The organism is Planomonospora sp. ID91781 (assembly GCF_015711595.1).
GTDB classification, from domain to species: Bacteria; Actinomycetota; Actinomycetes; order Streptosporangiales; family Streptosporangiaceae; genus Planomonospora; species Planomonospora parontospora.
In genome coordinates this window covers 1,977,273-2,002,298 of record NZ_JABTEY010000001.1, presented here as the reverse complement: position 1 = coordinate 2,002,298, position 25,026 = coordinate 1,977,273, and the positions used below count along the sequence as shown (strand labels likewise).

At 73.1% G+C, this 25,026-nt stretch carries 24 protein-coding genes; 11 read left to right on the top strand and 13 right to left on the bottom strand.

Annotated features, from left to right (window positions below; translation table 11 throughout):
* The first annotated feature begins 9 nt into the window (after positions 1–9).
* The 5 genes from HS048_RS09275 to HS048_RS09255 all read left to right on the top strand — a co-directional run bounded on the left by HS048_RS09275 (position 10) and on the right by HS048_RS09255 (position 7,073).
* Positions 10–1,464 carry a hypothetical protein gene (locus tag HS048_RS09275; protein ID WP_230880786.1) on the top strand — a complete coding sequence of 485 codons (1,455 nt, stop codon included), beginning with the start codon at positions 10–12 and terminating at the stop codon, positions 1,462–1,464.
* 174 nt (positions 1,465–1,638) lie between these two features.
* Positions 1,639–3,228 (top strand): LCP family protein, encoded by a 1,590-nt coding sequence (locus HS048_RS09270; RefSeq protein WP_196466696.1) that lies wholly within the window; start codon positions 1,639–1,641, stop codon positions 3,226–3,228.
* Between the two features lie 227 nt (positions 3,229–3,455).
* Positions 3,456–5,159, top strand: coding sequence for an acyltransferase family protein (locus tag HS048_RS09265; protein WP_084007995.1), 1,704 nt, complete (start codon positions 3,456–3,458; stop codon positions 5,157–5,159).
* A gap of 100 nt (positions 5,160–5,259) precedes the next feature.
* On the top strand, positions 5,260–6,351 hold the full coding sequence (locus tag HS048_RS09260) for a glycosyltransferase (RefSeq protein ID WP_230880785.1): 1,092 nt from the start codon (positions 5,260–5,262) through the stop codon (positions 6,349–6,351).
* On the top strand, positions 6,336–7,073 hold the full coding sequence (locus tag HS048_RS09255; RefSeq protein ID WP_196466694.1) for an acetoacetate decarboxylase family protein: 738 nt from the start codon (positions 6,336–6,338) through the stop codon (positions 7,071–7,073). Before HS048_RS09260 ends, HS048_RS09255 begins: the two co-directional genes overlap by 16 nt.
* Positions 7,074–7,174: 101 nt before the next feature.
* Here the strand turns inward: HS048_RS09255 and HS048_RS09250 are convergent, their stop codons facing one another.
* The 6 genes from HS048_RS09250 to HS048_RS09225 form a co-directional block, all read right to left on the bottom strand.
* Complete coding sequence (locus HS048_RS09250) at positions 7,175–8,056, bottom strand: glycosyltransferase family 2 protein (protein WP_084007994.1); 882 nt, start codon at positions 8,054–8,056, stop codon at positions 7,175–7,177.
* Between the two features lie 196 nt (positions 8,057–8,252).
* The gene (locus HS048_RS09245; RefSeq protein ID WP_068894537.1) at positions 8,253–9,020 is read right to left on the bottom strand and encodes a CDP-alcohol phosphatidyltransferase family protein; all 768 of its coding nucleotides are present in this window, start codon (positions 9,018–9,020) and stop codon (positions 8,253–8,255) included.
* Positions 8,998–10,038, bottom strand: coding sequence for an iron-containing alcohol dehydrogenase family protein (locus tag HS048_RS09240; protein WP_068894536.1), 1,041 nt, complete (start codon positions 10,036–10,038; stop codon positions 8,998–9,000). Before HS048_RS09240 ends, HS048_RS09245 begins: the two co-directional genes overlap by 23 nt.
* 5 nt (positions 10,039–10,043) lie before the next feature.
* Positions 10,044–10,778 carry a sugar phosphate nucleotidyltransferase gene (locus HS048_RS09235; RefSeq protein ID WP_068895200.1) on the bottom strand — a complete coding sequence of 245 codons (735 nt, stop codon included), beginning with the start codon at positions 10,776–10,778 and terminating at the stop codon, positions 10,044–10,046.
* A gap of 90 nt (positions 10,779–10,868) precedes the next feature.
* Positions 10,869–11,531, bottom strand: a complete 663-nt coding sequence (locus tag HS048_RS38050; RefSeq protein ID WP_255529572.1) for a DUF5941 domain-containing protein — start codon at positions 11,529–11,531, stop codon at positions 10,869–10,871.
* Entirely contained in the window at positions 11,528–13,219 is a 1,692-nt protein-coding gene (locus HS048_RS09225; protein ID WP_196466693.1) for a CDP-alcohol phosphatidyltransferase family protein, read from the bottom strand. Before HS048_RS09225 ends, HS048_RS38050 begins: the two co-directional genes overlap by 4 nt.
* A gap of 149 nt (positions 13,220–13,368) precedes the next feature.
* Between HS048_RS09225 and HS048_RS09220 the strand changes: the two genes are divergently transcribed.
* Entirely contained in the window at positions 13,369–14,151 is a 783-nt protein-coding gene (locus HS048_RS09220) for a 2-C-methyl-D-erythritol 4-phosphate cytidylyltransferase (protein WP_230880784.1), read from the top strand.
* A 56-nt stretch (positions 14,152–14,207) separates the two neighbouring features.
* On the opposite strand, the gene HS048_RS09215 is transcribed toward HS048_RS09220, so the two are convergent.
* Positions 14,208–15,230, bottom strand: a complete 1,023-nt coding sequence (locus HS048_RS09215; protein WP_196467831.1) for a glycosyltransferase family 2 protein — start codon at positions 15,228–15,230, stop codon at positions 14,208–14,210.
* Positions 15,231–15,294: 64 nt separating this feature from the next.
* Between HS048_RS09215 and HS048_RS09210 the strand changes: the two genes are divergently transcribed.
* Positions 15,295–16,806, top strand: a complete 1,512-nt coding sequence (locus tag HS048_RS09210) for an LCP family protein (RefSeq protein ID WP_084007993.1) — start codon at positions 15,295–15,297, stop codon at positions 16,804–16,806.
* A 58-nt stretch (positions 16,807–16,864) separates the two neighbouring features.
* Positions 16,865–17,224: an STAS domain-containing protein gene (locus HS048_RS09205; RefSeq protein WP_084008061.1), complete on the top strand. Its 360-nt coding sequence runs from the start codon at positions 16,865–16,867 to the stop codon at positions 17,222–17,224.
* Between the two features lie 239 nt (positions 17,225–17,463).
* Here HS048_RS09205 and HS048_RS09200 read toward each other — a convergent pair whose 3' ends face one another.
* Positions 17,464–18,627: an acyl-CoA dehydrogenase family protein gene (locus tag HS048_RS09200; RefSeq protein ID WP_068894531.1), complete on the bottom strand. Its 1,164-nt coding sequence runs from the start codon at positions 18,625–18,627 to the stop codon at positions 17,464–17,466.
* 149 nt (positions 18,628–18,776) lie between these two features.
* On the opposite strand from HS048_RS09200, the gene HS048_RS09195 reads away from it, so the two are divergent.
* The gene (locus HS048_RS09195; RefSeq protein WP_068894530.1) at positions 18,777–20,096 is read left to right on the top strand and encodes a UDP-glucose/GDP-mannose dehydrogenase family protein; all 1,320 of its coding nucleotides are present in this window, start codon (positions 18,777–18,779) and stop codon (positions 20,094–20,096) included.
* 83 nt (positions 20,097–20,179) lie between these two features.
* Positions 20,180–20,476, top strand: coding sequence for a YciI family protein (locus HS048_RS09190; RefSeq protein ID WP_068894529.1), 297 nt, complete (start codon positions 20,180–20,182; stop codon positions 20,474–20,476).
* A 55-nt stretch (positions 20,477–20,531) separates the two neighbouring features.
* On the opposite strand, the gene HS048_RS09185 is transcribed toward HS048_RS09190, so the two are convergent.
* The 5 genes from HS048_RS09185 to HS048_RS09165 form a co-directional block, all read right to left on the bottom strand.
* Positions 20,532–20,954, bottom strand: a complete 423-nt coding sequence (locus HS048_RS09185; RefSeq protein WP_196466692.1) for a PIN domain nuclease — start codon at positions 20,952–20,954, stop codon at positions 20,532–20,534.
* A complete protein-coding gene (locus HS048_RS09180) occupies positions 20,951–21,166 on the bottom strand; it encodes a type II toxin-antitoxin system VapB family antitoxin (protein WP_231647153.1) in 216 nt (71 codons plus the stop codon). The genes HS048_RS09185 and HS048_RS09180 overlap by 4 nt, the downstream gene beginning before the upstream one ends.
* A 148-nt stretch (positions 21,167–21,314) precedes the next feature.
* A complete protein-coding gene (purE, locus tag HS048_RS09175) occupies positions 21,315–21,797 on the bottom strand; it encodes a 5-(carboxyamino)imidazole ribonucleotide mutase (RefSeq protein ID WP_068895197.1) in 483 nt (160 codons plus the stop codon).
* 44 nt (positions 21,798–21,841) lie between these two features.
* Complete coding sequence (locus tag HS048_RS09170; RefSeq protein WP_307832400.1) at positions 21,842–22,999, bottom strand: 5-(carboxyamino)imidazole ribonucleotide synthase; 1,158 nt, start codon at positions 22,997–22,999, stop codon at positions 21,842–21,844.
* Positions 23,000–23,206: 207 nt separating this feature from the next.
* A complete protein-coding gene (locus tag HS048_RS09165) occupies positions 23,207–24,190 on the bottom strand; it encodes a hypothetical protein (RefSeq protein ID WP_196466691.1) in 984 nt (327 codons plus the stop codon).
* Between the two features lie 322 nt (positions 24,191–24,512).
* Between HS048_RS09165 and HS048_RS09160 the strand changes: the two genes are divergently transcribed.
* Entirely contained in the window at positions 24,513–25,010 is a 498-nt protein-coding gene (locus tag HS048_RS09160) for a GtrA family protein (RefSeq protein ID WP_307832399.1), read from the top strand.
* Positions 25,011–25,026: the final 16 nt, after the last annotated feature.

Sequence of the window (25,026 nt, the reverse complement as noted above, 5' to 3'; positions counted from 1 at the left end):
CCGGGCCGCATGCGGGAGCACCGGTGGTCCCCGTGGGCGCCGGGCCGCGCGCGGGAGCACCGGTGGTCGCCGGAGGTCCGGAACCGCGCCCGCGAGCACCGGTGGTTCCTGGGGGTGCTGGGCCTGGGCGCCGTCCTGCGGGTGATCACGATGCTCGGCTACCGGCCGGCGATCTGGTTCCCCGACTCCTACACCTACGTCGTCACCGCGCTGAAGCCCCGCCCGGACCTGGTCCGCCCCGCGGGATACTCCATGTTCCTGCGCCTGCTGGAGCCGCTGCACAGCTTCGCCCTCGTGGCCCTGGTCCAGCACCTGGTCGGGCTCGGGATCGGAGTCCTGGTCTACCTCGCCGCCCGGCGGCTGCGCGCCTCCGGATGGGCGGCGGCGCTCGCCTCCGCGCCCGTGCTCCTGGACGCCTACCAGATCGAGCTGGAGCACCTGCTGGTCTCCGACACCCTCTTCGCCGCGCTGGTCGTCGCGGCGGTCCTGCTCGCCCTGTCCCGCGAGGTGACGCGGCGTACGGCGTGCGGGATCGGCCTGCTGGTCGCGGCGGCGACGCTCACCAGGACGGTCGGCCTCCCGCTGGCCGCCCTCTTCGCGGGCTGGCTGCTGTACCGGGCGCGGGGCCGCACGGTGGTCGCCGGGGTGATGCTGGCGGCGGCGGTGCTGCCGGTCCTGGGGTACGGGGCGTGGTTCCACGCGACCTACCAGCGGGTCGGCCTCGTCGGCGCGAACGGCGTCTTCCTCTACTCCAAGACGATGGCGTTCGCCGACTGCGCGGTGATGAGGCCCCCGCCGGACCTGGCGGTGCTCTGCGACCCCCGGCCCCCGGCCGAGCGGCCTCCCTCCCAGGAGTACATCTGGAGCGCCGACGCCCCGCTGGTCCGGCTGCCCGGCATCACCTTCAGCCGGGAGAACGACGCCCTGGCCGGGCGGTTCGCCTCACTGGCCCTGCGCAGCCAGCCGCTCGACTACCTGGGTTCGGTCGCCGGGGAGCTGGCCCGCTCCTTCACCTGGGACCGCCCGGTCTACCCGGACGCGGAGGTCTACGGCTACTACGAGTTCCCGGCCGAGCCGCCCCCGCCGCCGGGCCGCTACCCCGCCACGGTGGGCGCCGAGTTCGCGCAGCGCTACGAGCGGGGGCCGATCGGCACGGAGATCGTCGAGCCGTACGCCGGCTGGATGCGGGCCTACCAGGACGCGGTCCGGCTGCCCGGCACGGCGCTGCTGGCGATCCTGGTCGCCCCGCCGGTCCTGGCGGGCCTGCGGCGGTGGCGGCGGAGGGCGGCGCGGGAATCCGGGCGGTCGGCCTGGGCGTTGCCATGGGCGGTGGCGCTGCTGCTGCTGGTGATGCCCGCGGCGACGGCGGAGTTCGACTACCGGTACGTGCTCCCGGCGGTGCCGGTCGCGTGCCTGGCGCTGGTTCTCGCGGCCGGTAAACCTAATTTGCCAAACATTCCATGAAATGTCCGAATTTGAGTATGCTGGGCGACCGGATCATCACGGTGGCGAGCAAGAGGATGGGCATGACCAAGTTCAGCCCATCACAATCCCTCGCACCGGCAGTGTGTCCTACTCTTTGGGCGCGATGAGCGAGCAGAGGCAGCACGACGCGTTGCCGCCAGTCGAGGAGGGTGCATGAGCGACCACCGGCATGTCGCCGTGAAGGACCGGACGCCTCCGTCCGGCCCGGGTCCCCGCCGCTCCCGGCGCGGCGGCGACGACGGCCCTCCCCCGGCGGAGACCTCGCCGGGCGCCGCACCCCCCCGCGGCAAGAGCCGGTCCGCCAGGCGGATCGGCGCGGGCGGCTGGGCGAGCATCGGCCTGACGGGCCTGCTGGTGCTGGGCACCCTGGGCGGCTACAAGGTCTACCGGGACACCTTCGGCGGCATCTCCACGGTCGACGTCAACAAGAAGCTGGGCGAGAACCGCCCGGTGAACGCCACCGGCGCGCTCAACGTGCTGCTGGTCGGGTCGGACACCCGCGAGGGCGACAACCTCAGGTACGGCCAGAAGATGCTCAACGCGGGCAAGCGCACCGACACGATCATCCTCATGCACATCTCGCCCAACCGAGACAAGGCGACGCTCGTCAGCTTCCCCCGCGACTCCATGGTGGACATGCCCGCCTGCGAGGGCGACAACGGCAACCAGGTCGCCGCCCGGCACGCGATGATCAACACCGCCTACAACGACGGCGGCATCACCTGCACCATCGCCGCGATCGAGCACCTCACCGACATCCGCATCGACCACTTCGTCGAGGTGGACTTCACCGGCTTCAAGAACATCGTCGACGCCCTCGGCGGCATCCGGGTCTGCCTCAAGACGCCGGTGGACAGCAAGAAGGCCAAGCTCACCCTGCCCGCGGGCTGGTCCAACCTCAACGGCGAGAAGGCCCTGGGCTACGTCCGGCTGCGCGACTACGGCGACAACAGCGACATCCAGCGGATCAAGCGCCAGCAGGTCTTCCTCACCCAGGTCGTGAAGAAGGCCACCAGCAGCGAGCTGCTCACCGACGTCGGCAAGCTCACCGGCTTCATCTCCGAGGCCACCAAGTCGGTCAAGATGGACCCGGAGCTGGCCGACGACCAGCAGGCCCTGATCGACATCGCGATGAGCGCCAAGGCGCTGACCGCCAGCGGCGTCAAGTTCATCACCGTGCCCTGGGGCGCCGACCCCGCCGACAAGAACCGCGTCGTCTGGCGGCAGCCGGCGGCCAGCGAGCTCTTCGAGTCGATCAAGAACGACACCGAGGTGACCCCGACCGCCTCCCCCACGGCCTCCGCCAAGCCCGCCGTCAAGCACGAGCAGGTCCGGGTCCAGGTCCTCAACGGCACCGACAAGCCGGGCCTGGCCTCGGAGGTCGCCGGCAAGCTCGCCGCGCAGGGCTTCGTGGTGACCCAGGTCGGCAACGCCCGCCCGGCCACCGGCAACGTGCCGAACACCTCCGTCCGCTACGCCAAGAAGGACGCCGCCGAGGGCCCCGCCTACGCCGACGCGCTGGCCGCCCGCCTGTCCGGCGAGAAGCTGCCCGCCACCGCGGGCAAGGTCAAGCCCATCAGCGCCGACAAGTACTCCCCGGCCACCGCGATCACCCAGTCGCCCACCGGCCCGGTCGTCCAGCTCGTCATCGGCGACGACTGGAAGGGCGTCCGGGTCCCCACCAAGATCCCCGACTCCCTCAAGGACCAGGTCGTCGACACCAAGACCAACCCCTGCCAGTGACGGGCGGGGCCGTACCGGAAAGCGCGGATTCCGCCGTCTCCGGAAGGGTCACGATTTCCCGCGAACCCCGGGGAACCCCGTTCCTCGTGCGACAGGTGGCGCACGGTCGGTTTATGGTGGGCAGGTCGGCGAGGAGAACCCACGGGGCCCACGCGGCCGCATCCTCCGGGGCGTCCCCGCCAGCGCGTCCGACCCCCGTCTCCGACAGATAGCTGAGCGTTTCCCCCGTGAGCGACACCCGATCCTCCTTCCCGGTTCCGGCCTCCAGGGACGACGGCGCCCAAGGCGCCGCCCCCGCGGGGCCCGCCGACGGACGTGGCCGGACCCCCGCCCCGTGGCCGATGCCCGGACACGCGCAGCCGTCTGCGACGCCCTTCCCGCCGTCCGACGCCTCCTGGCCGGATCCGCCGGACTCCGGGCAGCCCGCCTCCGGCTGGGGGAGTCGCCGCAGGCCCGCCGAGGAGGAGCCCGGCGAGGTCACCGCGTGGGGCTACCCGCCGTACCGCGAGGCCCGGCCCGGACCCCGCGAGCCCCAGCCGCCCGCGCCCCGCGACCCGCTGGACACCGGCACGGCCCCGCCTGCGGCCCCGTCCGCCCCTCGGCCCGCAGGACCCGCCCCCGTGCGGGGACAGGAGCGCGACGCCGTACAGGCCCCCGAATGGGCCCGGGGGCGGGAGCACGACGCCCTGCAGACCCCCGAGCGGGCTCCCGCGTGGGCGCCGCAGCCGTCCCCCCGGCAGGCTCCCCCGGAGCGGCCCTTCTCGGCCTGGGAGACCTCTCCCGGGCAGGAGGCGGGTCCCCCGTTCGCGGGCGCCGCCGCGGAGCGGCCTCCCGGCGGGGAGGACCTGCCCGCCGACGAGCCGGCGGCCCCTCCGGCGAGGAAGAAGCGCGAGCCGTACCTCGACAACGTGAAGTTCGTCCTGATCGCCCTGGTCGTGGCCGGGCACTCGCTGGTCCCGACGATGGACGCGCACTCGGCCAAGTCCGCGTACATGTTCATCTACACATTCCACATGCCGGCGTTCGTGCTGATCAGCGGCTACCTCGGCCGGAACTTCTGGAACTCCAACGCGAAGATCAACAAGCTCGTCGACACCATGCTGGTGCCGTACGTGGTCGTGGAGATCGGCTACGCGGTGCTCCGCTACGCGCTGGGCCAGAAGTGGACGCTGACCATCATCGACCCGGCCTGGCTGAACTGGTATCTCCTGGCCCTGGTGCTCTGGCGGATCTCCACCCCGATCTGGACCCGGATGCGGCAGCCCCTGCTGGTCGCGGTGGTCATCTACATGGTCGCCGGCTTCTCCGAGATCTCCGGCGACTTCAGCATCGACCGCTTCTTCGGCCTGCTCCCGTTCTACGTGCTCGGCCTGATGCTCAAGCCCGAGCACTTCGACCTGCTCAAGCCGCTCTGGGTCAGGATCGTCTCCGGGGTCGTGGTCGCCGGCGGCGCCGGGGTCGCGATCTTCCTCGCCCCGCACGTCAACCTCAAGCCCGTCTACTTCCGCTACAGCTTCAAGTCGATGGACATGAGCTGGTGGGTCGGGCTCGGCGTGCGCGGGGCCATGCTGGTCGCCGCGCTGGCGCTGTCGGTCGCGCTGCTGGCGCTGGTGCCCCGGCGCGAGACCTGGTTCTCCGACCTCGGCACCCGCACGCTCTACGCCTACCTCCTGCACGGCGTCGTGGTGCTCATCGCCAAGGACCAGGGCTGGCTGGACGTCTCCTGGCTGCACGGCCCCCTGGGCGTGCTGGCCATCATGTCGAGCTCCGTCGCCCTGGCCATCGTCCTGTGCCTGCCGGAGACCCGTACGGCCTTCAAGTGGCTGCTGGAGCCGCGCCTGGTCTGGCTCTACCGGCGGCCCGCGGAGTCCCGGGGCACCGGCGGGGAGCCTCCGGCGCCCCGGGAGAGTTCAACCCCGGTTCCCCGGTAGTTCACGCGACGCACCCGGTGACGACGGAACCACCGCTCAACATCGGGATATGCGGGTATGTTTCGGGACGGTCGTCCATCACCCCGAAGACGCCCGGATCATGCATCGGCAGATCCGGGCGCTCCTCGACGCCGGGCACGAGATCACCTACGTCGCGCCCTTCAGCGACTGCAACGTCACCCCCGATCCGCGGATCCGGGCGGTCGATGTGCCCCGCGCGGCCGGCCGCCGCCGACGGCGCGCGCTGGGAGCCGCCCGCGCGGCGCTGGAGCGCGGTGTCGAGGGCGCCGACCTGCTGGTCGTGCACGACGTCGAGCTGCTGCTCCGGCTGCCCCGGCGCCGCCCCGCCACCGTCTGGGACGTGCGGGAGGATCCCCGGGACCTCACCGCCGACCTGGCCGCCGACGCCCGCCTCCCGGCGGGTCTGTTCCGGTCCCTGCCCGCGCTGGTGCGCCGGATCGAGTCCCGTGCGGAGCGCCGCCTCCACCTCGTCCTGGCCGGGGAGTCCCATCAGGAGCGCTTCGCCGGCCCCCATCCGGTCGTCCCCGACACCGCGCGCGTGCCCAGGCGTCCTCCGCTGCCGCCCGGGCACCAGAGCCGGGTCGTCCACCTCGGCCGGATCTCGCACTCCAGGGGCGCGGCCGAACTCGTCGAGCTCGCCCGCCGGCTCGCCCCGCACGGGATCAGACTGGACCTGATCGGTCCCGCCGACGGCGGGACCCGGCCGCTGCTGCGCGACGCGCAGCGCGCGGGCCTGCTCGACTGGTACGGCCACGTCCCCGACCGGCACGCCCTGCGGATGGCCGAGGGCTCGATCGCCGGGCTCTCGTTCCGGCACGACTCCCCCGGCCGGGAGCGTCCGGCGCCCACCAAGATCATTGAATACATGTCCCGGGGGATCCCGGTGGTCACCACCCCGGTCCCGGCCGCGGCCGCCCTGGTCGACCGGGTCCGCTGCGGTGCGGTCGTGCCCTTCGGGGACGTCGGCGCCGCGGTGCGGGCCGTGCTGGCGCTGCGGGACGACCCCTCCGGCGCGACGGCCATGGGCGCCCGCGGGCGCGCCGAGGCGGCGCTGCACCACGACTGGTCGGCCCACGCCGCGGCCTTCGTCAACCTGCTGGAGGAATGGGCCGGGGAACCGGTGACGGCGGGCCGGGAGCTTGGTTCACTGGAACCATGGCACGCCATCTGATCCAGGGACGCGACGTGAGCATGCCCGTGCGCGTCCGGGACGCCACGGTCTGCAGCGCTTCCTATCTGGTGCGGGCCGACGCGGCCCGGGCGGTGCTCGCCTACTCGGGGCTGGACGCCGCCGAGGTCCTGCCCGGCAGGGCCCTGTGCACGCTGGCGTTCGTCGACTACGCCGACGGGGACCTGGACGCCTACCACGAGTTCGGCGTCGCCTTCATGATCCGGCCGCCCGAGGCGGGCCCGCCGCCGCGCCGGGGGCTGCGCGCCAACCTGGCCGAGCTGCGCCGCTCCGGGGCCGGGTTCTTCATCCACTGGCTCCCGGTGGACCAGGGCTTCACCCTGGAGGCGGGCCGGTCGATCTGGGGGTTCCCCAAGGAGATCGCGGACATCGACCTGCGGCTGGCCTCGCCGTACAAGCGGTGCATCGTCCGCAAGGACGGCCGCCTGGTGCTCGACCTGCTGGTCAGGCCGGGGTTCCGAGTGCCGGCGCCCGGCGCCGCGACGCCCGCCGACGCCTACAGCCACCTCGACGGCGTGACCCGGCGCATCCCCTGGTCGGTCTTCCCGCGCGGGGTGCGGGCGCGTCCCGGCGGCGCGCTGGTCCGCCTGGGCAACCACCCCGTCGCCAGGGAGCTGAGCGAGCTCGGCCTGCCCAAGCGGGCCCTGATGACCCTCACCGTCGACCACACCGCCATGGCCTTCGGCGAGGCCAAGGCGCTCTGAGGCGGGTCGGGAGGCGGGTCGGGGCGCTCCGGGGCGTCCGGGCCCTCCCCAGGGGGCTCCGAGCGCTCCGGGGACGACCCGGTCCGGCAGGACCGGGCAGGTCAGACGATGGGCGGGCGGCCCAGGCGGAGCATGCGCCAGGCGGTCTTCCAGCCCATGGGGCGGCGCTCGCCGGCGGGCTCCCGCAGGCCCTCACGGAACCCCTGGAACCAGGCTTTCAGCGCCGGGCGGGAACGCTCGCGGACCAGCGTGAGGACGACCCAGTTGAGCAGGTAGAGGAACGCCAGGGGCCAGGGGAGGTTGCGGCGGGCCAGCCAGACGCGGTTGCGCGCGTTGAGCCGGTAGAAGTCAGCGTGGCGGGTCGGCGGGACCTGCGGGTGGTACATGACGGTCTGCGCGTCGTATTCGATGCGGTAGCCCTCGCCGAGCAACCGCCAGGCCAGGTCGGTCTCCTCGTGGGCGTAGAAGAACCGCTCCGGCAGGCCGCCGACCTGGAGGAACGCCGAGCGGCGGATCGCGCAGGCGCCGCCCAGGAAGGTGGTGACCGGGGAGGAGCGCTCGGGGTCCCCCGCCCGCAGGCGGGGGACGTGGCGGCGCTGCCCGGCGCCGCCGTCGGGGTCCATCACCCGGAAGGAGACGACCGCGAGGTCGTGCTCGGTGGAGAAGCGCTCCCGCAGATGGGAGACGAGGGTCCGCTCGCCGTACCAGCCGTCGTCGTCGAGGAAGAGCACCACGTCGCCGGAGCACTCCTCGACGCCGCGGTTGCGCCCCGCCGGGATACCCGCGTTGTGCGAGAGCCGGACCGTCTTGATCGTCGCCGACGAGCCGGGGGGCACGCCGACCGAGAGCTCGGGGACGTCCGCGCCGTTGCCGACGATGACCACCTCGACGTCGCCGTCGTCCTGGTTCAGCGCGGACTCGACCGCCCGGTCCAGCTCGGGGATCCGGTTGCCCATGGTGAGGATGACGCACGAGATCTTCAACGGGTCATCGCCTTGACGCGTCGAGAGCACGTGCGGGACATACTTTCATGATCACCGAGTCTGCTGGGGCGGACGATTGTGGCTGAACCGCGGTCTGGCGATCCACCAGGGGACAAGCGTATCGGAAGCGTCGGCGAACACCCACCGAACGGCAAGGTGTCCGCACCTACGACGCACCGGGACGCCGTCCGGTTCCTCATGACAGCCGCCGGGACGCCAGGATGCTGACCAGGTGCAGGACCATCTGCAGGGCCGCGACCGCCACGCAGGCCACCGCGAGCACCCGCGTCGCGGCCAGGCCGCCGCTCACCAGGTCCCAGACCGCGGCCACCACGACCAGCAGCGAGAGCTCGACCGCCTGCACGACGCGGTGGAACTTCAGCGCCGCCGCCGCCTTGCGCGCCAGGCCCAGGCCGCGCGACCGGAACTGCTCGGCCGAGGACTCCGTCGCCGCCACCAGACCCGAGCGGGCCCGCGCCACGTCGACCAGATCGGTCTCCGCCTTGATCAGGATCGCGCCGAGCGCCGCGCCGAAACCGGCCACGGTGTACCAGTCGGGGAGGGTCTCCGAGGCCCGGAAGCCCAGCCCGATCAGCAGGGCCGCCTCGGCGAAGTAGTGGCCGACCCGGTCGAGGTAGACCCCGGTGATGGAGGTCCGCCGCGTCCAGCGGGCCAGCTCCCCGTCGGAGCAGTCGAGCAGCAGGTAGACCTGGACCAGCAGGGCCGCGCCCACCGCCGCCCCGAGACCGGGCAGCGCCAGGACGGCGCCCGCCGCCAGGCCGCACAGGATCATCAGCCAGGTGGTCTGGTTGGGCGTGATCGGCGTCTTGGCCAGCACCCAGGTGACGTAGATCGACAGTTTGCGCATGTAGAGCACGCCGGCCCAGTGCTCGCCGCTGTTGCGCTCCATGGTCGAGTGCGGCTGGGCCACCGCGCGGAGCTCAGCGACCGACGGCCCGGACATAGTCCTCCACCCGATCCCTGATCTCCGACTCCGACAGGCGCAGGTGCTCCAGGATCGTGTAGCGCCCGGGGCGGGTCGAGGGCGCCAGCTCGACCGCCGCCGTGAACTGCTCGGCACTCAGCCCCACGTCGCCGGGGGTGACCGGGAGGTCGTGCCCGCGCAGGCAGTCGACGACCTGGGTCAGCCGCACGGGGTCCTCGCGCAGGAAGAAGCAGAAGGCCGCTCCGATCCCGGCGAGTTCGCCGTGATTGGAGGTGCCGGGATAGAGCTGGTCCACGGCATGAAGGATCTCATGGTCTCCGCCGCTCGAGGGACGGGACGACCCGGCGACGACCATCGACATCCCGGACAGGATGAGCGACTCGGCCAGCACGGTCAGGAAGGCGTCCGACTCGATCGAGTCGCGGCGGCCGATGACGGCCTCCGCCGAGGTGCGGGCCATCGAGCAGGCCAGGCCGTCGATCGGCTCGCCCCGCTCGGTGCTGCCCAGCTGCCAGTCCTCGATCGCCGAGAGGTTGCTCACCACGTCGCCGACCCCGGAGCGGACCAGCGCCGGGGGCGCGTCGTGCACGAAGTCGAGGTCCACCATGATGGCCAGCGGCATGGGCACGCCGAAGGAGCCCTTGCCGCTGTCGTGGGTGAGCGAGGCCACCGGCGAGCAGATCCCGTCGTGCGACAGGTTGGTGGCCACCGCCACCATCGGGATGCCGGCCAGCGAGGCGGCGTACTTCGTCGCGTCGATCGTCTTGCCGCCGCCGATGCCGACGACGGCCTCGTAGGCGCCCTTGCGCAGGTCCGCGCCGAGCGTCACGGCGGCGTCGACGGAGCCGTCGGGCACCCGGAAGACCTGGGCCTCGCCCAGGGAGGGCGCGATCACCGAGGCGATCCTGTCGCCCTGGCCGGCGCCCACCGCCACCGCCACCCGCCCGGAGGTCGCCACCCGGCTGTCGGCCAGCAGCGAGCCGAGCTCCGCGATGGCGCCCCGCCGTACCTCCATGGTCAGCGGGGCGGGGAGCATCCTGGCTAGTATCGGCACGCGATCTCCCGCGCCTTCGCCAGGTCGTCGTGGTTGTCGACCTCGACCCACGGGACGTCGCCGATGGGGGCGACCGCGATCTTCTCGCCGCGGGCGACCAGCTCCTGGTAGCCGTCCTCGTAGTACAGCTGCGGGTCGCGCTCGAAGGTGGCCTGCAGCGCGTCGGCCAGGCGCGCGCCGACGCCCGGGCGGATCAGGGTCGCGCCGATGTACTCTCCCGCCGCGGAGGCGGGGTCCATCAGCTTGGTGATCCGCTCCAGGTGGCCGTCGCCGTCGAGGACGACCTTCATCTCCTCGTCGGCCAGCTTCTTGACGTCGTCCACCGCGAGCAGGATGTCGCTCGTGGCCGGGGCCGACAGCAGCGTGTGCTCGACCGAGACCGGGTGCACGGTGTCGCCGTTGACCAGCAGCACGCCCTGGTCGAAGTAGTCGCGCGCGCACCACAGGGAGTAGGCGTTGTTCCACTCCTCGGCCTTGTCGTTGTGCACGAGGGTGAGCTTCACACCGTGCCGCCGCTCCAGCTCGGCCTTGCGCTCGTGTACGGCCTGCGCCTGGTAGCCGACGATGACCACGACGTCACGGAGGTCGGCGGCCGCGAGGTTCCGCAGCGAGATGTCCATGATCGTGGTGTCACCGTCGACCGGCACGAGCGCCTTGGGCAGCGTGTCGGTGTACGGCCGCAGGCGTCGTCCGGCCCCGGCGGCCAGCACCATTCCCAGCAACGTGCACTCCTCATCCAAGTGAGACCCTCGGCGGGTTCTCCTGGCCCCAAAGGTTAGTTCCCTTTGACCCCTGATCGTGTAATCCGGGGTTCACCAGGCATTCTCCTCCCGGCGCCCGGCCTCCGCGGGGCCCGTTCCGGGGCGCGGGACCGCCGCCCAGTAGGTGAGGCTCTCCCAGCAGAACAGCCCCCACAGGTAGAGCGAGAGGAGCACCAGGAACGGCGTCGCCTGGCCGATGAGCCCGCCCAGGGCGACCAGCAGCATCCGCCCGTCCCAGCCGAGGCCGGCCGCGGCCAGCCAGGGCGGCGGATGGGCGTCCTGGCGCACCCGGTTGACGACGTCGTAGTGGTGGAAGGCCACCGCGCCGAGCAGCGCGAAGACCAGCCACGGCGGCACGTCGTGCGCGAACCCCACCGAGGCGGTGAAGCCGTACTCGGTCAGCCGCAGGATCGGCGGGACCAGCCAGTCGAGCCGCCCGTCGTGCCGGTGGGAGCTGCCCGGCCCGGCCAGCAGCAGCACCACGACGGGGGCGAACACCGCCAGGTCGTCGCTCCCGGCCACGCCGATGCTCAGCAGCACGCCGGTCACGAACATCCCGACGAGCGCGGGCGGCAGCGGCGGGATCTGCCCGGACACCAGGGCCCCCATCCCCCGGGACGGCACGCCGTCGTCGCGGTGGGTCGCCACGGTGCCGCGCGGCGGGGCCGTGCGCGGAAGCGGCCCCGGAGCGGGGCCCGCGGGGGAGGCGTTCATCGCGCCATCGACCTGCCCATCCGGCCTCCGAGCATGTAGAGGGTGGCCAGGCCGCCCCAGGCGAGCAGGGACAGGAAGGTCACCCGGGCGTCGAACACCGCCGCGGTCACCGCGATCAGCGCCATGCGCTCCCCGATCGGGAGGACGATCGCCCTCTTGAGCCAGCGGGCGAAGGCGTCCCGCTCCAGGCGGCGCGAGAGCCCGGCGACACCGCCCGCCTCCCGTCCGGCGTCCGGCCGTCCGGCGCCCCGTCCCGTGTCCGCGTCCTCGTCCCCGGGCGCGCCGGAGGGCGGGCCCGGGGCCGGGGCCTGCGCGGGGACCAGCGGCGGTCCCGTCCCGGCGCGGACTCCCGGCAGGGCCCGGCCGGCGGCCGCGCGGGCCGCCGCGTCGGCGCGGGCGCCCGAGTAGGCGGAGTCGACCATGTGCCGGAGCACCTGCAGGACCAGCGCGGCCACGGCGAGCGTCCAGATGTCACGCACCGCGGCGGCCCGGGCGGCCCCGCCGGCGGCCACCGTACCCTCCGCTGTGCCTCCCAATGTGCTCACTGCCGTGCCCGCGGCGTATCCGGCGGCGAGGCCCGCGTAGACGGCGTACTCCTTGACCCGGTCGAAGGTGGCGTCCAGCCACGAGCCGAGCGGGGAGAACGCGCGGGTGTAGCGCGCCAGCTGGCCGTCCACGCAGTCGAGCACGAACGACAGGTAGAGCAGGACCGCCCCGGCGACCCGCGCCTCGCGCGTCCCCGCCGAGAACCAGACGGCCGAGAGCGCGGCCAGGCCGACGGAGAACCCGGTGACCGCGTTCGGCGTCAGCCGCAGCCCGGCGGCCAGCCGGACCAGGTGCGGCGACCAGGAGCTCACGAAGTAGGTGGTGAAGAAGCCGTCGTCGCCCTTGACCGCCGCCTCCAGGCGGGCGCGGTCCTCGTCCACCTCGGTCAGGCGCCGCACGGCGGCCTCGGCCGCGATCCTGCCGGCCACCCGGTCGCAGTGGAGCCGTCCCGGCCCGGCCGCGCGCACGGCGACGCCCGAACGGACCAGACCGGCCAGGAGCAGCTCGCCCGCCCCCGCGCCGCCGGGCCCGGACCCGCTGGGACCCCCGGGTCCCTCGGCCTCGGCCCGCGCGGCCAGCTCCTCCGCGACCTCGGCGAGGCTCGCCAGGTCGCCGTCGCCCACCTGGAGCACCCCGCGGAAGGTGCCGTTGGCCCCGGCGACGCGCCGCCCGGGGAGACCCGCGGCCACCACCCGGCCGTCCTCGACCCGGACGGGCGGGTGCAGCGGGCCGTCGCCGTCCTCCTCCACCGCCACCACCGCCCCGGTGCCGCGCGCGGGATGGTCCAGCAGCACGGCCAGCGACTCGGTGTGGGCCACCAGGTCGCCCGCCAGCACGGCCACCGGCCCCGTGGCCTCACGCGCCACCCGGGCGATGCGGCGCAGGTCGTCGGCGAGCCCCGCCGAGCCGTGCGACCCGATCAGGTGGGTGCCGTCGGAAGCCCGGATGACGGCGCCGGACCGGCCCACCACGTGCACCTCCCGGACCGGGAGCGTGCCGAGCTGGGCGGTCAGCCGGTCGACCAGGGTGCCGTCGCCGCAGCGCAGCGACGCCGCCGCGGTGGTGGCCAGGATGACGGCGGTCGTCGGGGAGGTGCCGGAGGGGGGTGGCGGAGACGGGGGGACAGGGGTGGAGTCGCGCAAGCCGGGCTCCTTCGCATCCGACGGGATCACCGTGCGAATCGGGGAGAGCGCACCCAGCGTAGCGAGATCCTGACGGGATATCACGGGAGCGCGACCGGCGCGCCCAACCGCTAACCTCGCTCTACGCGCATCACCGGAGGATTGCCGCCTTGACCGTTCCTGAACCACGCCGCCCGGCCGTCGCGGTCGTCCTCGCTGGCGGGGTCGGCCAGCGGGTCGGCCGGGGCACCCCCAAGCAGCTCATCGAGATCGCCGGAAAGACGATCATCGAGCACGCGATCGCCGTGTTCGACGCCGCTCCGGAGATCGACGAGGTCCTCGTGCTGATGACCCCCGGCTTCACCGCGGAGGTGGAGCGGCTGGTCGCCCGCAACGGCTTCGGGAAGGTCGGCCGGGTGCTGGAGGGCGGCGCGAGCCGTACCGGGACCACCTGGCGGGCGCTGGAGGCGCTGGGCGACCGGGACTGCGACGTGCTCCTGCACGACGCCGCGCGCCCGCTGCTGGAGCCGCGCATCATCACCGCGTGCGCGGAGGCCCTCCGGGTCCATCCGGCCGTGGAGGTGGCCGTCCCGAGCTCCGACACGATCGTGGTGACCGCGCCCGGGCCGTACGGCGAGACCGTCGGCGACGTCCCGGACCGGTCGCGGCTGTGGCGGGCCCAGACCCCGCAGTGCTTCCGGCTGCCGGTGATCCGCGAGGCCTACGAGCGGGCGCTGGCCGACCCCGGCTTCGCGGACCGGCCGGCCACCGACGACTGCGGCGTGCTGCTGCGCTACCTGCCGGACGTGCCGATCCACATCGTGCCCGGCAGCGAGCTCAACATGAAGGTCACCCATCCCGTGGACGTGCTCGTCGCCGAGACGCTCCTGAGGTTCGCCGCCGGTTCCGCCCACCCGCCGCAGACGCCCGCCGCGGGGGCCCCGGAGGCCTGAGACCCGCCGGACGCGGAGACCGCCCGCTCCGGAAGCCCGCGGACCGGGTCCGCGGATCAGCGCTCCGGCCTGGCCAGGCTCGCCGGGCTCGTCAGGAAGCCCCAGCCCCACGAGACGTGCATGGTGGCGTAGACGAGCGGGAGCCGCAGGAGCGCGCCCGGCGGCAGGCCGCTTCCGGTCACCGCCGAACCGGCCACGATCGCCGCGACGTAGCCGCCGGGGATCAGCAGGCCCGGCCAGAAGAACGGCGAGACCAGCAGGCCGGCCAGCATGGCCAGCACCGCCATCGGGGGCGCCAGGTAGCGCAGGTTGATCGTGCCCTCGTGGGTGCGGGCGACCACGCGCCGCCAGCGGCCGTAGTGGAAGTACTGCTTGGCGAGGGCCCTGATGTCCGGCCGCGGCCGGTAGGAGACGCGCATCCGGGGCTGGAACCAGACCAGGCCGCCGGTGGAGCGGATGCGGTGGTTCATCTCCCAGTCCTGGGCGCGCTGGAAGTGCTCGTCGTAGCCGCCCACCCGGTCCAGCGCCTCGCGCCGGAACACGCCCAGGTAGACCGTGTCGGCCGGGCCCGCGGTGCCGCCGGTGTGGAACCGGGCGCCGCCCACACCGATCTTGGAGGTCATGGCCCGGGCCACGGCCTGCTCGAAGGGGGTGGTCCCCTCGGCGGCCATCACGCCGCCCACGTTGTCGGCGCCGGTCTCCTCCAGCGTCTCCACCGCGACCTGGAGGTAGTCCTCCGGGAGCATGGCGTGGCCGTCCACCCGGGCGATGATCCCGTTCCTGGACGCGGCGATGGCGGCGTTGAGGGCGTTGGGGGTGCGGCCGGTCGGGTTCGGGACCACGGTCACCCGGGGGTCCTCGGCCGCGATCGCGTCGGCGACCTCCTGGGTCCGGTCCCGGGACGGGCCGATCGCCAGGACGACCTCGATGGGTCCTCCGTACTTCTGCGAGAGGACCTGGTTCACCGCCTCCCGTAGGTGGCGCTCCTCGTTGAGCACCGGGATGACGACGGAGACGGGGGGCCAGACGCGTGTCTCGGGAGACGACGCCGGCGCGGGCGAGTCGGGGAACTGCTTCATGGCGTCGCTCACGCTACTGTACGAACGGGTACCTCATCGACCCAGTCAGAGCTTAGGGGGGCTGATGCGCGACCCGGAGGACGAGGACTCGGGTGTGCACGTGGGCGGCGACGCCTACGGAGGCGTCCGGGTGGCTCCGAGGCGCGACCGCAGGTCCGCCAGGGGCGCTCGCTCCCGGCGGCGCAACCTGGTCGCGGCCGGGGCGCTCTCGCTCCTGGTCCTCGCCGGCTCCGGGGCCGCCTGGGCGCTGACGGACTTCACCACCAGGAAGATCACCCCGGTCGACGCGGGCGTCCCGGGAGCGCGCTCCACCGGCGCGATGAACATCCTGCTCGTCGGCGTGGACCGGCGCGACGACCTCACCCGCAAGCAGCAGAACCAGCTCAAGCTGGGCCGCGAGTCCGGGCAGCGGACCGACACCATGATGGTGATCCACCTTTCGGAGGACCACCGCAGGGTCACCGTGGTCAGCCTCCCCCGCGACACCTGGACGACGGTCCCCGGCAAGGGCGAGCACAAGATCAACGCCGCCTACCAGCTCGGCGGCCCCAAGCTCGCCGTGCGCACGGTGCAGAACGCCACCGGTCTGACGATCCACCACTACGTCGAGGTCAACGTGCTCGGCTTCATCAACGTGGTCGACGCGCTCGGCGGCGTCTCGGTGTGCACCCCGGTCGCGATCAACGACCCGAAGACCGCCCTCGCGCTCCAGCCGGGCACCTACGAGCTCGACGGGGTCAAGGCCCTCGCCTACGCCCGCACCCGGGCCACCGCCCGCTCCGACCTCGACCGCATCGACCGCCAGCAGCAGGTCATCTCCGCCCTGCTGAACCAGGCGCTGAGCAGCGACACGCTGACCAACCCCGCCAGGCTCGCCGGCTTCCTCGACACCGCGCTCTCCACGATCCGCGTCGACGACGCCCTGCGCCAGGACCTGCTCGGCCTGGCCGAGCAGCTCAAGGACGTCTCCACCGACGACGTCGCCTTCGCCACCGTGCCCATCGCCGACGTGGACCACAAGACCCCGACCGGCGAGTCCGCCGTGCTCTGGGACACCGCCGCCGCCCGCGCGCTCTTCCGCCGGATCGCCGCCGACGAGCCGCTCACCGGGCCGTCCGGGCCCGCCAAGGCGGCGACGCCGAAGCCCACCCCGGCCGCCACCCCCTCGGCCGGCGCGCTGACCGTGCCGCCCTCGCGGATCTCCCTCAAGGTGCTCAACGGCACGACGGTCACCGGTCTGGGCGCGCGGGCCAGGGACGCCCTCCTCAAGGCCGGCTTCCTCGTCCCCCAGGCCGCCGGGAACACCCAGCGCAGGGACCACGACGCCCCGGTCGTCCGGTACGGCCCCGGCCGCGAGGACTCGGCCCGGACCGTGGCCGCCGCCCTCCCCGGCGCGGAGCTGCGCCTCGCCGAGGAGCTCGGCGACGGGATCGAGGTCATCGTCGGCCGGAAGTACTCAGGCGTCCGGGAGGTCGCCGTCACCGAGACCTCGACCACCCCGACCACCCCGGCCAGCGCCGCCCCCACCGCCTCGCCCACCGCCAGGACCGCGACGCAGAACATCTGCAAAAAGTGACATACGACGCATAGCAGCCCTGATCTCGGGCAGTGGGAAGCCGGCGGAGGTGATGATCGTGGTTCCTGCACTCAACGTCCGGACATGGCGCGACGACTCCTGCACGGTGATCAAGGCGGAGGGCGAGCTCGACATGGCGTCCGCTCCCCGGTTCCGGGCCGCGATCGACGAGGTGCTCGATCCTCCGGGCAGGCCCTGCCTGGTGATGGACCTGACCGAGGTGCCCTTCTGCGACTCCGTGGGGCTCGGCGTCCTGGTGGGGACGCTCGCCCGGGTGCGGGACGCCCGGGGCCGCCTCGTCCTAGTGACCGCCCCCGGGATGATCACCCACCTGCTGACGATCACCAACCTCGACCGCCACTTCGAGACGTGCGGCAGCCTGCACGAGGCCCTCGCGACCTTCGACGCCGCGGCCTGACCCCTCCGCCCGCGGAGCCCCCGCTCTCCGGGCGGACGCCCGGCTCCGGGCGGCACCCTCTGGTACGGTCCCGCCTCGCCGCGTCACGGCGACGGCCCGGTGAGCGAACGGATACGGGACGTCCCCGTTCCGCCCCCGCTCCGCGTCGCACGGATCGGGGACGGAAGAGAACACTTCGGAGATCGCCCCGCCGTCGAGGAACGATCCCGGCGGGAAACGCGCTTCCGCCGCCCGGCCGCCTACTTCAGCAGCTGGCGGGCCATGACCATGCGCTGGACCTGGTTGGTGCCCTCGTAGATCTGGGTGATCTTGGCGTCGCGCATCATGCGCTCGACCGGGAACTCGCTGGTGTAGCCGTACCCGCCGAGGAGCTGGACCGCGTCGGTGGTGATCTCCATGGCGGCGTCGGACGCGGCGCACTTGGCGGCGCTGGAGAAGAAGGTGAGGTCGGCCTGGGGCTCGCCGTGCATGGCCAGCTCGGACTTGGCGGCGGCGGCGTAGGTGAGCTGGCGGGCGGCCTCGAGCTTCATCGCCATGTCGGCGAGCATGAACTGCACGCCCTGGAACTCGGCGATGGCCTTGCCGAACTGCCTGCGCTCCTTGACGTAGCCGACCGCGTAGTCGAGCGCGCCCTGGGCGATGCCGAGCGCCTGGGCGGCGATCGTGATGCGGGTGTGGTCCAGGGTGGCCAGCGCGGTCTTGAAGCCGGTGCCGGGGGCGCCGATCATCCGGGACGCCGGGATGCGGACGTCCTCCATGATGACCTGCCGGGTCGGGGAGCCCTTGATGCCGAGCTTCTTCTCCTTCGGGCCGAAGCTGACGCCCTCGTCGCCCTTCTCCACGACGAACGCGGAGATGCCCCGCGCGCCGGCGCCGGGTTCGGTCACGGCCATCACCGTGTAGTACTCCGACACCCCGGCGTTGGTGATCCACATCTTGGCGCCGTTGAGCACGTAGTGGTCGCCGTCGGCCACCGCGCGGGTCTTCATGGCGGCCGCGTCGCTGCCCGCCTCGGCCTCGGACAGGGCGTAGGAGAACATCGCCTCGCCGCGCGCGACCGGCGCGAGGTAGCGCTGCTTGAGCTCCTCGGAGGCCGACAGCAGCAGCGGCACGGTGCCGAGCTTGTTGACGGCGGGGATCAGCGAGGACGACGCGCAGGCACGCGCCACCTCCTCGATGACGATCACGGTCGCGAGCGCGTCGGCGCCGGCGCCGCCGTACTCCTCGGGCACGTGCACGGCGTGCAGGTCGGCGGCGGCGAGCGCCTTGTAGGAGTCCCAGGGGAACTCGCCCGTCTCGTCGGCCTCTGCGGCCCGAGGGGCGATCTTCTCGTCGGCGAGGGCACGGACGGTCTCCCGGAGCATCTGGTGCTCCTCGGGCAGCGCGTAGAGAGGGAAGCTCATGGGAAAATACTAGGACGTCCAACAAAGTGGGCACCGACCGGACGTCTGTGATGTGCGCCGCTGCGCCCCGCAGGTCGGGCGGCAAAATTCCGGTCAAGGATGCCGATACCCTGTCCGGGTCGGATTGGGCAGAACCGAAAGGATCCACCGTGGCCTATCGCCTGACCGTGCTGGGGACCGGATACCTGGGTGCCACGCACGCGGCGTGCATGGCCGAGCTCGGCTTCGAGGTGCTCGGCCTGGACGTCGACGCCGCCAAGGTCGCCAGCCTCCAGGCGGGGAACCTGCCCATCCACGAGCCCGGCCTGGAGGACATCCTCCGCCGCAACCTGGCCAACGGCCGGCTCCGCTTCACCTCCTCCTACGAGGAGGCCGCGGACTTCGGCGACGTGCACTTCGTGTGCGTCGGCACCCCGCAGAAGAAGGGCGAGTACGCCGCGGACGTCTCCTACCTCGACGCCGTGATCGAATCGCTCGCCCCGCACCTGAGGCGCGACTGCCTGGTCGTGGGCAAGTCCACGGTGCCGGTCGGCACCGCCCAGCGCCTGTCCGACAAGCTGGCCCGGCTCGCCCCCGTCGGCGAGGCGGCCGAGCTGGCCTGGAACCCGGAGTTCCTGCGCGAGGGCTTCGCCGTGAAGGACACCCTGCACCCGGACCGCATCGTGCTCGGCGTGCACTCGGAGAAGCCCGAGAAGATCATGCGCGAGGTCTACGCCTCCATGCTCGAGCACGGGACCCCGCTGGTGATCACCGACTACCCGACCGCGGAGCTGGTCAAGGTCGCCGCCAACGCCTTCCTGGCCACCAAGATCTCCTTCATCAACGCCATGGCCGAGGTCTGCGAGGCCGCGCACGCCGACGTCAAGCAGCTGTCGCTGGCGCTCTCCTACGACGAGCGCATCGGCGGCCGGTTCCTCAACCCGGGCCTGGGCTTCGGCGGCGGCTGCCTGCCCAAGGACATCCGCGCCTTCATGGCGCGCGCCGGGGAGCTGGGCGCCGACCAGGCGCTGACCTTCCTGCGCGAGGTGGACGCGATCAACATGCGCCGCCGGGCCCGCATGGTCGACCTGGCCCGCGAGCTGTCCGGGGGCTCCTTCCGCGGCTGCACGATGGCCGTGCTGGGCGCGGCGTTCAAGCCCAACTCCGACGACATCCGCGACTCCCCCGCCCTGGACGTCGCCGTGAAGATCGCCGAGCAGGGCGGCAAGGTCACCGTCTACGACCCCGTCGCGCAGGAGAACGCCCGCCGCGCCCACCCCGAGCTGAACTACGGCGCCTCCGCCCTGGAGGCCGCGCGCGGCGCCCACGTCGTGCTGCTGCTGACCGAGTGGCAGGAGTTCGTCGACCTCGACCCCGAGGAGCTGGGCTCCGTCGTCGCCTCCCGGAAGATCGTGGACGGCCGCAACGCCCTGGACGCCGAGACCTGGCGCGCCGCCGGCTGGCACTACCGCGCCCTCGGCCGCCCCTGACCCCGGCCCGTTACGCCCCTCGGGCCGCCCCGGCCCGCACCCCCACCTCTCGCCCCTCGGCCCCCCACGAGGGAGGACCCCGCGTGTTCGTCCTGGAACTGACCTACCTCGTCCCCGCCGAGGAGGCCGACGCCCTGCTCGAGGCGCACGTCGCCTGGCTGGACCGGCAGTACGCCGCCGGGTTCTTCCTGGCCTCGGGCCGCAAGGTGCCGCGGGACGGCGGGATCATCCTCGCCACGGGTCTCGACCGGGCCGGGGCGGAGGCGCTGGTCGCGTCGGACCCGTTCGTCACGGCCCGGATGTGCGCCTACCGCATCACCGAGTTCGTCGCCACCAGGACCGCCCCCGCCCTGGAGCCGTACCGCGAGCCGCCCGCCTGACGACGCCCCGACGAGAGCTCACCGGGTATGCCGCGGCGGGGAAACAGGAGGCGTCCTACTTCCCCGCCCCGGGCCCGTACCACTGGAGCGCTTGGCCGGTGACCGCCGCGATGCGGTCGAAGTCGTGATCGCGGTGCAGCAGGGTGAGTCCGCGCAGCTCGGCCGTCGCCGCCACCACCAGATCGACCGGTCCGCCACTGCGATGCCACCCCTGCGTCGTGAGCATGCCTTGGACCTGCCACGCGCGGTCGTAGGCACGATCGTCGACGGGCACCCAGCCGAACAACTGCCGCATGTCCTCGATCCCGCGCTCGCGGTCCGCCTGTGATCGTGCGCTGTAGAAGAACTCGAGCTCGGTGATCGGACACACGGCGACCAGCCCCGCCGCGACCGCCTGGTCCCAGCCGTAGCTCTCGGCTTCCTTCCGCATGAGCCCGGCCAGCGCGCTGGTGTCGATGAGGAACTGCGCGGGACTCACCGCCGGTAGTTCCCCTTCTCTCCGAAGAGTTCCAGATCGAAGCCGCCCTCGGCCGCGGCGCTACGCAGCCGTGCCAGTGCCAGCGCGCGCCGCCGGTTCTCCAGCACCTCGCGCAGAGCGCTGTTGACCGTCTCCTTCTTCGTGCTGGTCCCCAGAGCCTTCGCGACCTCGGCCACCAGCTCGTCATCCAGGTCGATCATCGTTCGGCTCACGACACTCCTCCAGGCATATTGGAATGCATCCAAGGTACATCGGCATATGCCTAAGTGGCCCGTCCTTCCCCAGAACACTCCTCGCGGCGTCCGAGCATGCCGGATCCCTCGGGTGAGGCCCCTCCCGACCGGAGAGGCCGCTCCGCGGTCAGCCGCCGAGCCGGGCGGCCTCCTCGCGGAGCCGGGCGCCCTTGGCGTGGGCCTGGTCCCGCAGCTCCCCCTGGAAGCGCTCCATCTTCGCGCGCAGCTCCGCGTCCGCCGCCGCGAGGATCCGTACGGCCAGCAGCCCCGCGTTGCGCGCACCGCCGACGGCCACGGTGGCGACCGGGACGCCCGCGGGCATCTGGACGATCGAGAGCAGGGAGTCCATGCCGTCGAGGTACTTCAGCGGGACGGGGACGCCGATCACCGGGAGCGGGGTCACCGAGGCGAGCATGCCCGGCAGGTGGGCGGCTCCCCCGGCCCCGGCGATGATCACCTTCAGGCCGCGCTCCGCCGCCCGGGCGCCGTAGGCGATCATCTCGTCGGGCATGCGGTGCGCGGAGACCACGTCGGCCTCGAACGCCACCCCGAACTCCGCGAGCGCCTCGGCGGCGAGCCGCATCACCGGCCAGTCGGAGTCGCTGCCCATCACGACGCCGACGGCCGGAACGGCCGCGCCGTCCTGTGCGGTGCTCACGTGTAGGTCCCTTCGCAGAGGTAGACGGCGGCGTGCCGGGCGCGGGCGCGGACCTCGTCGAGGTCGGTGCCGAGGGCGGTGACGTGCCCGATCTTGCGGCCGGGCCGTACCTCCTTGCCGTAGAAGTGGACCTTGATCCCGGGGTCGTGGGCCATGACGTGCTCGTAGCGGGAGAACACGTCCGGGTCCTCGCCGCCCAGCAGGTTGGCCATCACCACGACCGGCGCGGTCGGCGCAGGCGAGCCGAGCGGGAGGTCGAGCACGGCGCGCAGGTGCTGCTCGAACTGGGAGGTGCGGGCCCCCTCGATGGTCCAGTGACCGCTGTTGTGCGGGCGCATGGCCAGCTCGTTGACCACGAGTCCGGAGGCGGTGGCGAACATCTCCACGGCCAGCAGCCCGGTGACGCCGAGGTCCTTGGCGATCCCCAGGGCGATCCGCTGGGCGGCCGCGGCCGCCTCCGGGTCGAGGCCGGGCGCGGGCGCGAGCACCTCCACGCAGATGCCGTCGCGCTGCACGGTCTCCACCACCGGGTAGCTGACGCCCTGCCCGTGCGGGGAGCGCGCGACCAGCACGGCCAGCTCCCGCTCGAACGGCACGAACGCCTCGGCCAGCAGCGGCACCCCGCTCGCCAGGACCTCCGCGGCATCGGCGGCCGACCGGCAGATCCAGACGCCGCGGCCGTCGTAGCCGCCGCGCACGGCCTTGAGCACGACGGGCCAGCCGTGGTCGGCGGCGAACCCCTCCACGTCGGCGGCGGTGGCGACGCGCCGCCAAGCCGGGCACGGAGCGCCGATCGCGGTCAGCCGCTCGCGCATGACGGCCTTGTCCTGGGCGTGCACGAGCGCCTCCGCGCCGGGGTGCACGGCGAAGCCGTCCGCCAGCAGCGCCTCGATGTGCTCGGTGGGCACGTGCTCGTGGTCGAAGGTGACCGCGTCGCACCCCTTGGCGAAGTCGCGCAGGTCGGACAGGTCACGGTGGTCGCCGAGGCGCACGTCGGCGACCACCCGGGCCGCGCTCTCGTCCCGGGACCCGGCCAGCACCCGGAGCTCCACGCCCAGGGCGATGGCCGCCTGCTGGGTCATCCGGGCCAGCTGGCCCGCTCCGATCATGCCGACGACGGGCCCGCCGGGACCGCTCAAGGAAGGGCTGCTCACGTCCGCCGAGCTTACCGGCCCCCGGTACGCCGCCGGGCACGGGCAGGGGCCCGCACGGGCGGCACCCCGGCACCGATGCCGCCGGTCCGGGCTGTGCGGTGCGGAAAAGGTCCGGGCGGGCGGGCCGTCGGGACCGGCCGGGCCCCGGTACGGCTCCACCCGATCCCGCCGCTTCCGTGGTCGGGCCGGGCGCCCGGGCCGGGCCCGTCACTTCGCGGTCAGGTCGGCCAGGGCGCGCCGGGAGGCGACGGTCGAGACCTCGCCGTCGTCCCCGACCTCGGTGACGAGGAGGACGATCTCGGTGCCGGTCAGTTCGGCGGCCCTGGACCTGCCGGTGAAGGCCCGCAGTTCCGCGCCGCCGTGGACCGGCCGGGAGAGCGAGGAGCGGCCGGGCCGGGGCCGCTGCCGGTACTCGATCTCCAGCGCGTGGACCACCAGCGCGCCCCCGCGCAACGGGAGCACCCGGCGCGGGCCGACGACCAGCCGGACGTCGGTGGTGAGCCGGTCGGGGGCGGCCGCCGTCCGGCGCGCCCCAAGGTCCGCACGCAGGACGGCGGCGGCGTCCCCCTTGGGGAAGGTCACCCCGCTCACCCCCGCCGGGTCGGTGAGGTAGGTCAGGTAGCGCTGCGGCACCAGGCGGGCCCTGACCCCGGTGCCGGAGGCGACGGCGGTGGACCCGGAGGAACCGGCGGCGGTGTCGGGGGCGGCCTCGGAGGCGGTGTCCCCGGTGGCCGGAATGGGCCCCGCGCCGAGCCGCCAGCCGTCGCCCTCGTCGACGAACAGGAAGTAGGCGGGATCCGGTTCGCGGGCCAGGGCGACGAACCAGCGGTCCTCGCCTCCGGAGGCCGGCAGCAGGAACTCCGGTCCGGCGTACTTCCCCACCGTCCCGGCGGAGGCGGGGGCCGGGCGGCCGTTCCGGGTCGCCTCGCAGGCACGGCCGCCCAGCGTCTTCTCCGCCCAGGCGGTCAGCCTCCCGACCGCCGCGCAGTCCCGGTCCCGCCAGGCGTCGCCGAGCCCCTGGAGCAGCTCGAACGCCTGGGCCGCCTCGGCGGCGCCGACCGCGCCCGCGGACGCCTCGGCCGACGGTCCGCTCCCGGAGTCCCGGTAGGCCGGGGTCCGCCCGTCGCTCCGCGCACCGCAGCCGGTCAGCAGGGACAACCCGAGGATCAGGGCGAGCAGTCGGCGAGGCACGGGAGGTCCTGGGGAGTCCGAGAGGGCCGGCGGCCCGGTGGTCCGATGAGCCATGCCGTGTACGGCGGGCCGTACACGGTGATCACGGAGAGCGGACCTCCCCCGGGGGCTCCCCGCGATCGACGGGATCAGCGTAGCCTCAGCTCTACGGATTTATCCGGTTTTACACGACATTTGCGGAAACGTTCTTTGGGTAATGGGATGTCCGTCCGGCCGACCGCCGGGCGGGCCCCCGAGGGCTCCCGGTAGCCTGAGGGAAACGCCCGAGGTCTCGCCGCGTGGCGGATCCGCAGCCGACCCGAGAAAGGATCGTGCAGGAAACGTGCGGTTTCTTCGACACGCCTACGAGCGGTTCGCCGATCTGTTGCACGAGCTCGCGAAGTTCGGGACCGTGGGCGCCTTCGCCTTCGTCATCGACGTCGGCGGCTTCAACCTGCTCCAGTACGGCCTGCAGTGGGGCACCTTGACCTCCAAGGTCGTCGCCACCGCGGTCGCCACCACCTTCGCCTACTTCGGCAACCGCTACTGGACCTACCGGCACCGGGAGCAGAGCGGGCTGACCCGCGAGTACTTCCTGTTCTTCCTGCTCAACGGCGTCGCACTGCTGATCGGCCTGCTCATCGTCGGCTTCACCCGCTACACCCTCGGACTGACCGACCCGGTGAGCATCAACGTCGCCAACCTGTTCGGCATCGGCCTGGGCACGCTGTTCCGCTTCTTCTCCTACAAGAAGTGGGTCTTCCTGGCCGCCACCGAGGACCTCGACACCCCGCGCGAGCTGCCCGAGACCGACGGCGCCCGGACTCGCGAGACCCGCTGAGCCGGGGCCCTCGCGA

Coding starts and splice junctions, on each gene's coding strand:
- HS048_RS09275 (WP_230880786.1), top strand. CDS start 10: ATGCGGGAGCACCGGTGGTCCCCGTGGGCGCCGGGCCGCGCGCGGGAG.
- HS048_RS09200 (WP_068894531.1), bottom strand. CDS start 18,627: ATGAGCTTCCCTCTCTACGCGCTGCCCGAGGAGCACCAGATGCTCCGG.
- HS048_RS09215 (WP_196467831.1), bottom strand. CDS start 15,230: ATGAAGCAGTTCCCCGACTCGCCCGCGCCGGCGTCGTCTCCCGAGACA.
- HS048_RS09210 (WP_084007993.1), top strand. CDS start 15,295: ATGCGCGACCCGGAGGACGAGGACTCGGGTGTGCACGTGGGCGGCGAC.
- HS048_RS09245 (WP_068894537.1), bottom strand. CDS start 9,020: ATGTCCGGGCCGTCGGTCGCTGAGCTCCGCGCGGTGGCCCAGCCGCAC.
- HS048_RS09260 (WP_230880785.1), top strand. CDS start 5,260: ATGCATCGGCAGATCCGGGCGCTCCTCGACGCCGGGCACGAGATCACC.
- purE (WP_068895197.1), bottom strand. CDS start 21,797: ATGGGCAGCGACTCCGACTGGCCGGTGATGCGGCTCGCCGCCGAGGCG.
- HS048_RS09240 (WP_068894536.1), bottom strand. CDS start 10,038: ATGCTCCCCGCCCCGCTGACCATGGAGGTACGGCGGGGCGCCATCGCG.
- HS048_RS09255 (WP_196466694.1), top strand. CDS start 6,336: ATGGCACGCCATCTGATCCAGGGACGCGACGTGAGCATGCCCGTGCGC.
- HS048_RS09270 (WP_196466696.1), top strand. CDS start 1,639: ATGAGCGACCACCGGCATGTCGCCGTGAAGGACCGGACGCCTCCGTCC.
- HS048_RS38050 (WP_255529572.1), bottom strand. CDS start 11,531: ATGAACGCCTCCCCCGCGGGCCCCGCTCCGGGGCCGCTTCCGCGCACG.